At 65.7% G+C, this 13,095-nt stretch carries 13 protein-coding genes; 3 read left to right on the plus strand and 10 right to left on the minus strand.

All coding sequences use genetic code 11. The features are described 5' to 3' along the window. Nucleotides 1–24: 24 nt before the first annotated feature. The 4 genes from DC366_RS08925 to ychF are packed head-to-tail and all read right to left on the minus strand — an operon-like array spanning nt 25 to nt 4,103. On the minus strand, nt 25–729 hold the full coding sequence (locus tag DC366_RS08925) for a GntR family transcriptional regulator (RefSeq protein ID WP_108691866.1): 705 nt from the start codon (nt 727–729) through the stop codon (nt 25–27). 50 nt (nt 730–779) lie between these two features. Next, nucleotides 780–1,988, minus strand: coding sequence for a pyridoxal phosphate-dependent aminotransferase (locus tag DC366_RS08930; RefSeq protein ID WP_108692009.1), 1,209 nt, complete (start codon nt 1,986–1,988; stop codon nt 780–782). 60 nt (nt 1,989–2,048) lie between these two features. Continuing rightward, nucleotides 2,049–2,981: a glutaminase gene (locus DC366_RS08935; RefSeq protein WP_108691867.1), complete on the minus strand. Its 933-nt coding sequence runs from the start codon at nt 2,979–2,981 to the stop codon at nt 2,049–2,051. Between the two features lie 24 nt (nt 2,982–3,005). After that, nucleotides 3,006–4,103, minus strand: coding sequence for a redox-regulated ATPase YchF (gene ychF / locus DC366_RS08940; protein WP_108691868.1), 1,098 nt, complete (start codon nt 4,101–4,103; stop codon nt 3,006–3,008). A gap of 120 nt (nt 4,104–4,223) precedes the next feature. Between ychF and trpA the strand changes: the two genes are divergently transcribed. Both trpA and DC366_RS08950 read left to right on the plus strand, forming a co-directional pair. Next, nucleotides 4,224–5,015, plus strand: a complete 792-nt coding sequence (trpA, locus tag DC366_RS08945; protein ID WP_108692010.1) for a tryptophan synthase subunit alpha — start codon at nt 4,224–4,226, stop codon at nt 5,013–5,015. Continuing rightward, on the plus strand, nt 5,015–5,470 hold the full coding sequence (locus DC366_RS08950; RefSeq protein WP_108691869.1) for a methylated-DNA--[protein]-cysteine S-methyltransferase: 456 nt from the start codon (nt 5,015–5,017) through the stop codon (nt 5,468–5,470). The genes trpA and DC366_RS08950 overlap by 1 nt, the downstream gene beginning before the upstream one ends. Nucleotides 5,471–5,639: 169 nt before the next feature. On the opposite strand, the gene DC366_RS08955 is transcribed toward DC366_RS08950, so the two are convergent. The 6 genes from DC366_RS08955 to fsa form a co-directional block, all read right to left on the minus strand. Further along, nucleotides 5,640–6,104 (minus strand): hypothetical protein, encoded by a 465-nt coding sequence (locus tag DC366_RS08955; protein WP_108691870.1) that lies wholly within the window; start codon nt 6,102–6,104, stop codon nt 5,640–5,642. Between the two features lie 63 nt (nt 6,105–6,167). Continuing rightward, nucleotides 6,168–6,869 (minus strand): CDP-alcohol phosphatidyltransferase family protein, encoded by a 702-nt coding sequence (locus tag DC366_RS08960; protein ID WP_108691871.1) that lies wholly within the window; start codon nt 6,867–6,869, stop codon nt 6,168–6,170. 35 nt (nt 6,870–6,904) lie between these two features. Next, nucleotides 6,905–7,819: a tyrosine recombinase XerC gene (locus tag DC366_RS08965; RefSeq protein WP_108691872.1), complete on the minus strand. Its 915-nt coding sequence runs from the start codon at nt 7,817–7,819 to the stop codon at nt 6,905–6,907. Beyond that, nucleotides 7,816–8,520, minus strand: coding sequence for a DUF484 family protein (locus DC366_RS08970; protein ID WP_108692011.1), 705 nt, complete (start codon nt 8,518–8,520; stop codon nt 7,816–7,818). The genes DC366_RS08965 and DC366_RS08970 overlap by 4 nt, the downstream gene beginning before the upstream one ends. Nucleotides 8,521–8,619: 99 nt before the next feature. Beyond that, nucleotides 8,620–9,969, minus strand: a complete 1,350-nt coding sequence (gdhA, locus tag DC366_RS08975) for an NADP-specific glutamate dehydrogenase (RefSeq protein ID WP_165802878.1) — start codon at nt 9,967–9,969, stop codon at nt 8,620–8,622. Nucleotides 9,970–10,144: 175 nt separating this feature from the next. Further along, nucleotides 10,145–10,798 carry a fructose-6-phosphate aldolase gene (gene fsa / locus DC366_RS08980; protein ID WP_108691874.1) on the minus strand — a complete coding sequence of 218 codons (654 nt, stop codon included), beginning with the start codon at nt 10,796–10,798 and terminating at the stop codon, nt 10,145–10,147. 93 nt (nt 10,799–10,891) lie between these two features. Between fsa and DC366_RS08985 the strand changes: the two genes are divergently transcribed. After that, a complete protein-coding gene (locus tag DC366_RS08985) occupies nt 10,892–13,090 on the plus strand; it encodes a primosomal protein N' (RefSeq protein WP_243405086.1) in 2,199 nt (732 codons plus the stop codon). Nucleotides 13,091–13,095: the final 5 nt, after the last annotated feature.

The raw sequence follows: 13,095 nt of genomic DNA on the forward strand, positions 1-13,095 counted from the left end.
TACCACAGAGCCCGCCCGTGCCGCTCAAAGCGTGATATGCTGGCGCCGGTCGCGGGCGATCATGGTCTGGATCTGGGTGACGATCTGGTCGGCATGCGCCTGCGCCAGCGCGTCGGCGCGGGGTACGTCGCGCGACTCGATCGCGGCGATCATGTCGGCGTGTTCCTGCACGTAGCGGGCGGGAACGCCGTCCTCGAACGTGTAATAGTAAAGCCGCAGCAGGCGCCGCCCCTCGTCCAGCAGGCGGTGGCACAGCGCCTCGTAATAGGGGTTCCGCCCGGCGGTGGCGATGGCGGCGTGGAATTCGCGGTTGGTGGCGATCATCCCCGGCGCGTCCCGCGCCTCGGCCGCCTTGGCGTATTCGCGGTGCCAATGTTCGAGCGCCGACAGGTCGGCGGCCTCGCGGTTTTCCGCCGCCAGCCGGGTGGTCACGCGATACATCAGCGTCAGCGCATCAAAGAAGTTGTGCAGGTTCAACAAATCAATGCTCGACACCACGGTCGAGCGGTTGGGCAGCGCCGTCACCAACCCTTCGCTGGCCAGCCTCACCAGCGCCTCGCGGATGGGCGTGCGCGACATCGAGAGCCGCTCGGACAGCATGATCTCATCAATGGGGCTGCCGGGGGCGAGCGTCAGATCGAGGATCTCGCCCCGCAGCACGTCATAGACATATTGAACGCCAGAGCCGCGCTTGCGCTCGGGCGGGCAGGCGGCCGGTTTCTGCGTCATGGAATGTCCCGTTCTGTCGACATGGCAAATACCGTCCCGCGCGCGGCGCGTCAGGTCAAGGCGGCGCAGAATGCGGCGATGCGGCCCGTCGCCTCGGTCAGTTCGGCCTCGGACGCGGCATAGCTGACGCGGAAGAACGGGCTTTGACCGAAGGCCGCGCCGTGGACGGTGGCAACGCCGCCTTCCTCCATCAGCGCCATGCAGAAATCCTCGTCCGTCTCCAGGCGCTTGCCGCCGGGCGTGGTGCGGCCCAGGAAGGCGGCGCAGGACGGAAAGACATAGAACGCGCCCGGCGGTGTCGGGCAATCCATGCCGGGGATCGCGTTCAGCCGCGCGACCACCAGATCGCGGCGCTGCTCGAACGCGGCGCGCTGCAACTCCAGCGCGTCCTGCGGGCCGGTCAGTGCGGCCAGCGCGGCCCATTGGCTGGGCTGCGCGGCGCCGCTGGTGACCTGCCCCTGCGCCAGCGCCATCGCGTCGATCAGGGGCTGCGGCCCCGCAGCATAGCCGATGCGCCAGCCGGTCATGGCATAAGCCTTGCTGACGCCGTTCATGGTCAGCGTGCGGTCCTTCATTGCGGGCGTGGCGGCGGCCATGGTGGCAAAAGGCGTGCCGCCGTAAATCAGATGTTCATACATATCGTCCGACAATACCCAGACATTCGGATGCCGCTCCAGCACGCCTGCCAGCGCGCGCAGGTCATCGGCGGAATAGACCGCGCCGGTGGGGTTGGACGGGGAGTTGAGGATCAGCCAGCGCGTTTTCGGCGTGATCGCCGCCTCAAGTGCGGCGGGCGTCAGAAGAAAGCCGTCCTCGGCCTCGGTCTGCACCACCACCGGCACCGCGCCGGTCATTTCGACCATCTGGGTGTAGCTGACCCAGTAGGGCGCGGGGATCACCACCTCGTCGCCAGCGTCCAGCGTGGCGAGCAGCGCATTGGCGATTACCTGCTTGCCCCCCGTCGAGACGATGGTTTGCGACGGCGCATAATCCAGCCCGTTTTCGCGCGCGAACTTGTCCGCGATGGCGCGGCGCAGCTCGGGGATGCCGTTGATGGGGGGGTATTTCGTCTCGCCGCGCGCCATGGCTTCGGCGGCGGCGGCCTTGACGTGATCGGGCGTGTCAAAATCCGGCTCGCCGATGGACAGCGAGATGATGTCGTGGCCCTCTGCGCGCAGATCGCGGGCCTTTTGCGTGATGGCGATGGTCGCCGCGGGCTGGATGCGCGACAGGGCGGCGGATTTGCGGAATGTGCTCATGGTCTGGCCTTTCGGAATTTGCGCCGACATTAGGCCGCTCTGGCCCAAGTGCAAGCCGCCTTATCCGCCGAACACCGACCAGCCGGTGAAATTGGCCAATCTGTGCGCCGCTTCGGTTCCGGCCTTGGAGTTGCCGTAATGGTTCAATCCCGGCGACCAAACCGCGATGGACGCCTTGCCCGGCGCGATCATCAGGATGCCGCCGCCCACGCCGCTTTTGCCGGGCAGGCCCACGCGATAGGCGAAATCGCCCGAGCCGTCGTAATGCCCGCAGGTCATCATCAGCGCGTTGATCCGCCGCGCGCGCCGCTCCGAGATCAGACGCGGCGCGCCCTCCAGCCCGGCCAGCATCCGGCCCGACCGCGCAAGCTGATCGGTGGTCATGGAGATGGCGCATTGATGCATGTAGGTGCCCAGCGTCATGTCCGGCTCGTTGCGCAGATTGTCGAAGGAATAAAGGTAATGTGCCAATGCCGCGTTGCGGTGGCCGGTCGCTTCCTCCGAGGCGGCGACATGTTTGTCGATGTGGATATCCTCGTCCTCGGCGGCGGCGCGGATGAACTGGATCAGCTCGGCCAGCGCTTCGCGCGGCTGGCGCCCGTCCAGCAGCGCATCGGTGGTGACCAGCGCGCCCGCGTTGATGAACGGGTTGCGTGGCCGGCCTCTTTCCTGCTCCAAAAGCGCGATGGAGTTGAAGGCGGTCCCCGACGGCTCGCGCCCGACCCGCGCCCAGAGCGCATCGCCGATGCGGCCAAGGGCGGCGGCCAGCGTGAACACCTTGCTGACGCTCTGGATCGAAAACCGCTTGTCATGCGCGCCCGCCGAAATGGTGCGCCCATCGGCCATCGCGACGGAAATCGCGAATTGCGCCGGATCAACGGCCGCGAGTTCCGGGATGTAGGAGGCGGGCGTGCCCCAGTCCGCATCCGCGTGGATGTCGCGGTCCAGCGCGTGCAGGAAGTCCTGCAATCCTTCGGGGAAGGTGGGGCTCATGCGTTCTCCGGTTCGGGGCGTGCCTCAGGTGTTGAACAGAAAGTGCAGCACGTCGCCATCCTTGACGATATACGCTTTTCCTTCGGCGCGCATCTTGCCCGCCTCTTTCGCGGCCTGTTCGCCGCCCAGGGTGACGAAATCGTCATAGCTGATGGTTTCCGCACGGATAAAGCCGCGCTCGAAATCGCCGTGGATCACGCCGGCGGCCTTCGGCGCGGTGGTGCCCGCGCGGATCGTCCAGGCGCGCGCCTCCTTGGGGCCGACCGTGAAATATGTCTCAAGATGCAAGAGCTCGTAGCCCGCCTTGATCAGGCGGCTCAGCCCGGCCTCGTCGAGGCCCATTTCCGTGAGGAACATCTCGGCCTCTTCGGCGTCAAGCTGGCTGATTTCCTCCTCGATCTGGGCGCTGATGACGACGTGGCTGTTGCCCTCGGCCGCGGCCATCTCGCCCACCTTGGCCGACAGCGCGTTGCCCTCGGCCGCATCGGATTCGCCGACGTTGCAGACATAAAGGACCGGCTTGGTGGTCAGCAGTTGCAGCATTTTCCACGCGCGGCGGTCCTCGTCATCGACCTGGACGGTGCGGGCCGGTTTGCCGTCCTCCAGCACCGCCAGCGCGGCGCGCAGCAGGCGTTCCTGCTGCACCGCCTCCTTGTCGCCGCCGCGCACCTTGCGGGTGATGTTCACCAGACGCTTCTCGATGCTTTCGATATCGGCGAGCATCAGCTCGGTCTCGATGGTTTCGGCGTCGGCCACGGGGTCGATCCGGTTCTCCACATGGGTGACGTCATCATCCTCAAAGCAGCGCACGACATGCGCGATCGCGTCCACCTCGCGGATATTGGCCAGAAACTGGTTGCCCAGCCCCTCGCCCTTGCTGGCGCCCTTCACAAGGCCCGCGATATCGACAAAGGTCATGCGCGTCGGGATGGTCTGATTGCTGCCCGCGATTGTGGCCAGCTTGTCCAGCCGCGGATCGGGCACGGCGACGTCGCCGACATTCGGCTCGATCGTGCAGAACGGAAAATTCGCCGCCTGCGCGGCGGCGGTGCGCGTCAGCGCGTTGAAGAGCGTCGACTTGCCCACGTTGGGCAGTCCGACGATACCCATTTTGAACCCCATGACGCCGCTCCTTGGTGAAAAGTCAACGCATCTATGTCAGCCGCGCCTGCGGCGTCAAGCAGACCATTGATTTCCGCGCCCGCTTGGGCCAAACCCGCCTTGATCAAACAGGGGACCGCCATGAGCCGTATCGACGCCAAATTCGCCGAGTTGAAAGCCGCCGGGAAAAAGGCATTCGTGGCCTATGTGATGGCGGGGGATCCCGATTTCGACACCTCGCTGGAGGTGGTCAAGGGGCTGCCGGATGCGGGCGTCGACATCATCGAGCTGGGCCTGCCCTTCACCGATCCGATGGCCGACGGCGCCACGATCCAGCTGGCCGGGCAGCGCGCGCTGAAGGGCGGCATGACGTTGAAGCGCACGTTGCAGATGGCGCGCGACTTCCGCAAGGATGACGACACCACGCCGATCGTGCTGATGGGGTATTACAACCCGATCTACAATCACGGCGTCCCGCAATTCCTGACCGATGCGCGCGAGGCGGGTGTCGACGGGCTGATCGTGGTTGATCTGCCCCCCGAAGAGGACGAGGAGCTGTGCATCCCCGCGCAGGCCGCCGGCCTCAACTTCATCCGGCTGGCGACGCCCACGACCGATGACAAGCGTTTGCCGAAGGTCATGCAGAACACGTCGGGTTTCGTCTATTACGTCTCGATCACCGGCATCACCGGCGCGGCGGCCGCCGAGGCGGGCGATGTCGCGCCCGAAGTCGCGCGGATCAAGAAGGTGACGGACCTGCCCGTGATCGTCGGCTTCGGCATCCGCACGCCCGAAACTTCGCGCGCCATTGCCAGTGTGGCAGACGGCGCAGTGGTCGGCAGCGCCATCGTCGGCAAGATCGCGGATGGCGAAAGCCCGGCAAAGGTGCTGGAATTCGTCAAGGGGCTGGCGGACGGCGCCCATTCGGCCTGATGCCTGCCGCGTCGCTCGCCACGCCCCTGGGCGCGCTTTGCGTCACCGAGGAGCATGGGGCGATCACCGCGCTGGATTGGCACGATGCCTTCGTGCAGGGCGACACGCCGGTGCTGCGCCGCGCGCTGGCGCAGCTGCGCGCCTATTTCGCGGGCGATCTGGAGCAATTCGATCTGCCGCTGAAGGTGCCCGGCACCGATTTTCAGCGCGGCGTCTGCGATGCCATCGCCGCAATCCCGTATGGCGAGACGCGCAGCTACGGCGATCTGGCCCGCGCGCTGAAAGTGCCTGCGCAGGCGATTGGAACGGGGTGCGGCGGCAACCCGATCCCGATCATCATCCCTTGCCACCGCGTGCTGGGCACAAGCGGTCTGGGCGGGTTCTCGGGCAAGGGCGGGGTGGAGACGAAGGTGTGGCTTTTGCGCCATGAGGGGGCGGCCGGGCTGTTGATTTAAATGCTCGCAACGTTGATATTCAGGGCGCCACGGCTGCGAACCTTGCTGCTATAAGGCGCACCATCGCTTGCGGGCTGCGTGGATCCGGCTCGTAGAGGAGCGGCCGTTTGGTAAGCTATGCGCGCCACGATTTGTCAGGCAGCGCGATGCGAAATCGGGATCTCGGGCGCTATCGCCCTGCCAGCCTGCGGTTTGCCAAATCGAACAGCCAGAGGCCAAGCGCGACGGTGACGGGCGTCAGGATGGGGTGCAGCATCAACTCCAGAAACGGCTCGTACCACAGCCATGTCGTGCCGAAGCCGCCACGATAGCTTGAGGCGATCGGGAAAAGTGAAGTGATGCAAACCGCCAGCCACAACCCGGCAAGGACGGCGCGCCGCAGCGACGATTGCGCCAGAGCCGCACCGGCAAGCGCAAAGAGAATTGCCAGCGGCATGGCAAAGAGCGCGTAGCCAAAAAGCACCACGCCGATGCCGGCGCAGTCGCTGTAGTGGCAGCCAGCATCCGACCACCTGATCGTGGAATGGATGACGCCGAACGAGATCAGCTCATGCGCCAGAAGCGCGGGGATCATGGTTGCAACTGCGCTCAGCGCCGTGTGCCGCGCCGCGCGCAGACGTGAAATGATGGCCATCGCGCACCCATCCAGTTGTCGATGATTGAGGATCGGATCGCCAAGGCCCGGCAACAGGGCGCTTTACGCTTTCGCCTGCCGCTCCGGCACGATCTGCTGCACGATGCCTGCGCTCAGCAGATAGATCGAGCTGATCACCAGCCCCCAATGCGCCCAGCTTTCGGGATGGAAATCCACCCAGGCGGCCCAGCCGGCAAAGAAGGTCCAGATGAAGATCATCGGCAGCGAAATCTTGCGCCAGCGCTTGGTGCGCACCGGATGGACGAATTTAAGCGGCAGAAACATCGCCACGGCCAGCACGGCCACCAGCGTCAGCGTGAACCAGAAGGGCGGCTCGGTCGCGAAAAGCACCAGCACCAGCATGTTCCAGGTGCCGGGAAAGCCCTGAAAGGATTTGTCGGCGGTCTTCATGCCGCGATCGCAGAAATACATCGCGCTGGCGAAGGTGATCAGGATGATCGCGGCCCAGCCCGTCCAGCCGGGCAGGAGCCCCGATTGGAACAGCGCAAAGGCGGGAATGAACGCGTAGGTGATGAAATCGATAATCATGTCCAGCAGCACACCGTCAAAGCGCGGTGCGTATTTGTCGACCTCGTATTTGCGCGCCAAAGGCCCGTCCGCGCCATCCACGGCGAAGGCGACGACCAGCCAGACGAACATGAGACCCCATTCCTCATCTGCGGCTGCCAGCATGGCCAGCATGGCGAAAACCACGCCTGTCGCGGTAAAAAGATGGACGGAAAGAGCTTTGATTTCGCGTGTCATGGCGTCCCTATAAGGGCTTGGGGCCGCGCGGGCAATCACGCTTTGGGATGTGCGCGCGCGTAGACTTCCATCAGGCGGGCGGTGTCGACACCCGTATAGGCCTGCGTGGTGGACAGGGAGGCATGGCCCAAAAGCTCCTGAATCGCGCGCAGATCGCCGCCCGCGTTCAGCAGATGCGTGGCAAAGCTGTGGCGCATTGCGTGCGGCGTTGCCGTCGCAGGCAGGCCCAACTGGCCGCGCACCTGTTCCATTACCTTCTGCACGGCGCGGGGGGACAGTTTGCCGCCGCGCGCGCCCAGGAAAAGCGGGCCATCCGGGGCGATCCCGTGCGGGCAGGCGCGGGTGTAGTCGTCCACCGCCGCGCGCGCGGCGGGCAGAACGGGCACCAGCCGCTCCTTGCCGCCCTTGCCGGTGATGCGCAGCGTGGCGGGCAGCGGCGCGTCGGCACCGGTCAGCGACAGCGCCTCGGAAATGCGCAGCCCGCAGCCGTAGAGCAGCGTGATGACCGCCCGGTCGCGCGCGCAGATCCACGGCGTCAGCGATTGAAATTCGGCGGTGTCGATCACGTCGCGCGCGGCTTCGACGCTGAGCGGGCGGGGCAGCTTGCGCTGAAACCTGGGGCTGCGCGTGGCCAGCACCGCCGTCGGCTCGAACCCCTCGCGCTCGGCCAGCCAGCGATAGAAGGATTTCACCGCCGAAAGTTTGCGCGCAAGGCTGCGCGGACCGATCTGCCGGGCGCGCATATGCGCCATCCAGGCGCGCATGTCCGATGTGGTGATCTCGGCCAGTGCGCCCAGCCCCTGGGCGGCGCCCTTGTGACGCGTAATGAACCCCAGGAACCCGGTGACGTCCGCGCAATAGGCGCTGATGGTATTCTCCGCCGCGCCGCGCAGCGCGCGCTGCTGGTCCAGCCAGAGCGCCAGCGCGCTGCCTGCGGCGGGCGAGATCATGACAGCCAGCGGCGCATCGACCTTTCGAATACGCCGGCGAAGAACGTCAGCAGATCGGTGCCCTGCTGCGGGGTGAACTGATGGGGGTCTTCCGCGCCCAGCACCAGCATGCCGGGCAGGCGGCCTTCTCCGAAATCCAGCCGCAGGCACGCTTCGGAGCGGATGTCGCCGGCGGCGCCGCCATGCAGCTCGGTGTCGCCGCCGCCAAGCTGGCGCAGCGTGACCTGCCGCGTGCCGCTGCGCCCACCCTCGATATAGCGCGCGACAAAGCCGGGCTCGGCCACGGTCAGCACATCGCCCAGCCGACTGACGGCGGGATCGGTTTCGGCCTGCACCGATTCAAGGATCAGGCGCACCGAATCGACGCGCAGGATATCGGCGACCTCGCCGCCCAGATTGTGCAAAAATGCCTCGAATTCGGTGGGGTCCAGCATCCGCAGGATGGCGCGGTGCACCTGATTGGTGCCGGCCAGATTGTCATAAGCGGCGGCGATCACGCTGCGATGGGTGTCCTCCAGCCGGTCCAGCCGCGCCTCCAGACGGTCCATCGCGATACCGCGCAGATCGACGATATTGCCGCCCATCGCACGCTCGTTCGCGGCGATCAGGGCGTGCATAAGGTCCTGATCTTCAAGGATGACATCGGGCTGACTGATGATCCGCTCGCGCAGGTGATCGTCCATCTTGGGTTTGCTGCTCATGCTCATGCTCGTTTTTATGGTTTTGACCGTCTTAGCATGAGGTTGCGGCGAAATCTTCATCTGATTTCGCACGACCCCTTTTCTTCGGCGCTGCGCCGCTCAGATCACCCCCATCGCCAGCATGCCATCGGCCACCCGAACAAAGCCGGCGATGTTGGCGCCCAGCACGTAATCGCCCGGCGCGCCGTATTCCTCGGCCGTCTCGTGGCAGGCGTCATGGATGCCGGCCATGATCTCCTCAAGGCGGCTTTCGGTCTTGGCGAAGGTCCAGCTGTCGCGGCTTGCGTTTTGCTGCATCTCCAGCGCCGAGGTGGCCACGCCGCCGGCATTGGCGGCCTTGCCGGGGGCGAACATCACGCCGGCCGCGCGGAAATGATGGATCGCCTCGGGCGTGCAGGGCATGTTGGCGCCCTCGGCCACTGCGACGACGCCGTTCTTGATCAGCGTCTTGGCATCGTCGCCGCCCAGCTCGTTCTGCGTGGCGCAAGGCAGCGCGATGTCGCAAGGCACATCCCAGACCGAGCCGCCCGCGACATAGTGGCTGTCGCCGCCCTTCACCTCGACATAGTGCGAGATGCGGCCGCGCTCGGCCTCCTTGATGCGTTTTACCAGATCCAGATCGATGCCCGCCTCGTCGACGATATAACCGGCCGAATCAGAGCAGGCGATGATCTTGCCGCCGAAGGACTGGATCTTTTCCATCGCGTAGATCGCCACGTTGCCCGAGCCCGACACCACGCAGCGCCGCCCGTCGATCCCTGTGCCCTGACGCTCCATCATCGAGCGCACGAAGAACGCGGTGCCGTATCCGGTGGCCTCCTTGCGGGCGCGCGATCCGCCATAGGACATGCCCTTGCCGGTCAGAACGCCGGCCTCGAAACGGTTGTTCAGGCGCTTGTACATGCCGAACATATAGCCGATCTCGCGCGCGCCGACGCCGATATCACCGGCCGGGACGTCGACATATTCGCCGATATGGCGGTGCAATTCGATCATGAAGGACTGGCAGAAACGCATGATCTCGCGGTCCGAGCGGCCTTTGGGGTCGAAATCCGATCCGCCCTTGCCGCCGCCGATCGGCATGCCGGTCAGCGCGTTCTTGAAGGTCTGCTCGAAGCCCAGAAACTTGATGATGCCGACATTGACCGACGGATGAAACCGGATGCCGCCCTTGTAGGGGCCAAGCGCCGAGTTGAACTGCACGCGAAAGCCGCGATTGATCTGGACCTGGTTGTTGTCGTCGATCCACGGCACGCGAAAGATGATCTGCCGCTCTGGCTCGCAAATCCGCTCGATCAGGGCTTCCTCGGAGTAATGCGGATTGACGGCAATCACCCGGCTGAGGCTTTCCAGCACTTCGCACGCGGCCTGATGGAATTCGGATTCGCCGGCATTGCGGTGCAGAACCGTGTTGAGGATGGGCTGTAGTTTTGGATCGAGGGATTTCACTGTCGGCTCTTTCGGTATGTGTTTTGCCGCGAATGTGACCAAACGCGCCGGAATTGCAATCATAAGTAACGCGCGCCCGCGCATCGGCGCCGCCGCGCGCGCTCGGGGAAGGCGGGCGCAAAACGCCCGGCAGGTGGCTGCCGGGCGGTCACACGTTGCGCGAACTGGCGGTGCGTCAGACGATCTTCTGACCGGTCTTGGCCCAGTCTTCCATGAACTGGTCAAGGCCCGCATCGGTCAGGGGATGATCGGCCATCTTCTTGATGACGGCGGGCGGCGCGGTCATCACGTCGGCGCCGATCAGCGCGGCCTGATAGGCGTGGTTCACCGTGCGGATGCTGGCCGCGAGGATCTGCGTCTCATAGCCGTAATTGTCATAGATCTGGCGGATGTCGGAGATCAGCTCCATCCCGTCGAGGTTGATATCGTCCAGCCGGCCGATGAAGGGCGAAATGAAGGTCGCGCCCGCCTTGGCGGCCAGCAGCGCCTGATTGGCCGAAAAGCAAAGCGTGACGTTGACCATGTTGCCCTCGTCCGAGAGCACCTTGCACGCCTTGAGGCCCGCCCATGTCAGCGGCACCTTGACCGCGATATTGCCCGCGATCTGCGCCAGCTTGCGGCCCTCTTCGATCATCGCGTCGGCATCCAGCGCGACGACCTCGGCGCTGACCGGGCCATCGACCAGCTCGGCAATCTCGCGCGTCACTTCCAGGATGTCGCGGCCCGATTTCAGGATCAGCGACGGGTTGGTCGTGACCCCGTCCACCATGCCCAGATCGTTGAGCTCCTTGATTTGATCGACTTCGGCGGTATCGACGAAAAATTTCATGGCGGCGGCCCTCGCTGATGGATTGGAGTTTCTCGGCCCATCGTTTATCCCATGGGCGATCCCCGTGAAACCCCGGAAAAGGAGCGCGCGCGCGTGACCGCTGCCCCCGAATTTTATGACCAAGGCGCGCTGGTGGGTGTCCTGACCGCGCAGCCGCTGGACCGCGTGCTGGATTATCGCGCGCCGGAAGGGGGCTGTCATCTGGGCGCGTTCGTCGAGGTGCCGCTGGGCCCGCGCAAGGTGCTGGGCGTCGTCTGGGGGCCGGGCGAGGGGGGGTATGATCTGGCCAAGGTGCGCCCCATCATCCGCGTGCTGGACGTGGCGCCGATGGCGGACGAGATGCGCAGCTTCCTGCAAAAGGCCGCCGATTATACCCTGACGCCGATGAACGCGATGCTGCGCCTTGCCACCCGCGCACCGGGGCTGGGCGATCCGCCGTCGATGCGCAAGGTCTACCGGCTGGGCTATGACGCGCCGTCGCGCATGACCGACGCGCGCCAGCGCGTGCTGGAGGTGCTGGAAGGGCAGGGGGATCAGGCGTTCACGCTGAAAGAGCTGTCCGAGGAGGCGGGCGTGACGTCCTCGGTCATCAAGGGGCTGGTGAAACAGGGCGCGGTGGACGAGGTCGATACGCCCCGCGACACGCCCTACCGGCGGCTGGATCCGGGCCTCGCGCCCAAGGATCTGACCGACGATCAGGCCGCCTGCGCCGCTGCGCTGGACGCGGCCATTCGCAGCGGCACCTACGGCACCACCCTGCTGCGCGGCGTCACCGGATCGGGCAAGACCGAGGTTTATCTGGAGGCTGTCGCCAGCACCCTGCGCATGGGCCGTCAAGCGTTGGTGCTGCTGCCCGAGATCGCGCTGACTGCCGAATTCCTGACCCGAGTGCAGGCCCGTTTCGGCGCCAAACCCGCCGAGTGGCATTCCGGCGTCACCATGACCGAACGCCGCCGCTGCTGGCGCATGGTGGGCGAGGGCGGCGCGCAGCTGGTGGTTGGCGCGCGGTCCGCCCTGTTCCTGCCGTTCCGCGATCTGGGGCTGATCGTCGTGGATGAGGAGCACGACACCTCCTACAAGCAGGAGGACGGCGTCCTGTATAACGCCCGCGACATGTCGGTTCTGCGCGCGTCGATCTGCGGCGCGCAGGTGGTGCTGGCCTCGGCAACGCCCAGCCTTGAGACATGGGTGAATGCCGAGGCGGGCAAATATACACGGCTGGATCTGAAGGCGCGGTTTGGCGTCGCCGTTATGCCAGAGGTCAGCGCGGTTGACATGCGCAGCGAGGATCTGCCCGGCAACCGCTGGATATCGCCCACGCTGCAATCGGCGGTGAAAACGCGCATCGAAAAGGGTGAGCAATCGCTCTTGTTCATAAACCGGCGCGGTTATGCGCCCGTCACTATCTGCCGAGCCTGCGGCCATCAGATCGGCTGCGATCACTGCGATGCGCGCATGGTCGAGCACCGGTTCCAGAAGCGCCTGATGTGCCATCAATGCGGCGAGACGAAACCGATCCCCGAAAAATGCCCCGCCTGCGAAGTGGAGGGCAAGCTGGCCCCGGTCGGCCCCGGCGTCGAGCGGCTGGGCGAGGAGGCGGCGGCGCTGTTCCCGGATGCGCGCGTCGCCACGCTCAGCTCCGACATGTTCGCCAGTTCCCGCGCGCTGAAGGAGCAGATTCGCGCGATTGCCGAGGGGCAGGCCGACATCATCATCGGCACGCAGCTGGTCGCGAAGGGGCACAACTTCCCGCTGCTGACGCTGGTCGGCGTGATCGACGCGGATCTGGGCCTGCAAGGGTCGGACCTGCGCGCGGCCGAGCGCACGTTTCAACTGATGCGGCAGGTCGCGGGCCGGGCGGGGCGCGCCGACAGGCCCGGCACGGCGATGCTGCAGACCTTTCAGCCGGAACATCCGGTGATCCGCGCGATCCTGTCAGGGGACGAAGAAGGCTTCTGGCGCGCCGAGGCCGAAGAGCGCAGGCATGCCGGTGTGCCGCCCTTCGGGCGCATGGCGGGCATCATCCTCAGCGGGCCGGATTTGCAGCAGACCTTTGATCTGGGCACCGCGCTGGCGCGCAGTGACGCGCCGCTGCGCCAGATCGGAGCGCAGGTTTACGGGCCCGCGCCCGCGCCCATCGCCCGCGTGAGGGGACGCCACCGCGTTCGCCTGCTGGTCAAGGCGCCCAAGGGCGCGGCGCTGCAACCGGCGCTGGCGCAATGGATCGCCGCCTTGCGCGTGCCGACCAATCTGCGCTTGGCCGTCGATATCGACCCGCAGAGTTTTTATTGAATTTC

The organism is Pelagivirga sediminicola (assembly GCF_003072125.1).
Classification (GTDB): Bacteria; Pseudomonadota; Alphaproteobacteria; order Rhodobacterales; family Rhodobacteraceae; genus Roseovarius; species Roseovarius sediminicola.

Excerpts from the sequence above, each read along its gene's own strand:
- DC366_RS08925 (WP_108691866.1), bottom strand. The coding sequence starts at position 729 with ATGACGCAGAAACCGGCCGCCTGCCCGCCCGAGCGCAAGCGCGGCTCT.
- DC366_RS08930 (WP_108692009.1), bottom strand. The coding sequence starts at position 1,988 with ATGAGCACATTCCGCAAATCCGCCGCCCTGTCGCGCATCCAGCCCGCG.
- DC366_RS08935 (WP_108691867.1), bottom strand. The coding sequence starts at position 2,981 with ATGAGCCCCACCTTCCCCGAAGGATTGCAGGACTTCCTGCACGCGCTG.
- ychF (WP_108691868.1), bottom strand. The coding sequence starts at position 4,103 with ATGGGGTTCAAAATGGGTATCGTCGGACTGCCCAACGTGGGCAAGTCG.
- trpA (WP_108692010.1), top strand. The coding sequence starts at position 4,224 with ATGAGCCGTATCGACGCCAAATTCGCCGAGTTGAAAGCCGCCGGGAAA.
- DC366_RS08950 (WP_108691869.1), top strand. The coding sequence starts at position 5,015 with ATGCCTGCCGCGTCGCTCGCCACGCCCCTGGGCGCGCTTTGCGTCACC.
- DC366_RS08955 (WP_108691870.1), bottom strand. The coding sequence starts at position 6,104 with ATGGCCATCATTTCACGTCTGCGCGCGGCGCGGCACACGGCGCTGAGC.
- DC366_RS08960 (WP_108691871.1), bottom strand. The coding sequence starts at position 6,869 with ATGACACGCGAAATCAAAGCTCTTTCCGTCCATCTTTTTACCGCGACA.
- DC366_RS08965 (WP_108691872.1), bottom strand. The coding sequence starts at position 7,819 with ATGATCTCGCCCGCCGCAGGCAGCGCGCTGGCGCTCTGGCTGGACCAG.
- DC366_RS08970 (WP_108692011.1), bottom strand. The coding sequence starts at position 8,520 with ATGAGCAGCAAACCCAAGATGGACGATCACCTGCGCGAGCGGATCATC.
- fsa (WP_108691874.1), bottom strand. The coding sequence starts at position 10,798 with ATGAAATTTTTCGTCGATACCGCCGAAGTCGATCAAATCAAGGAGCTC.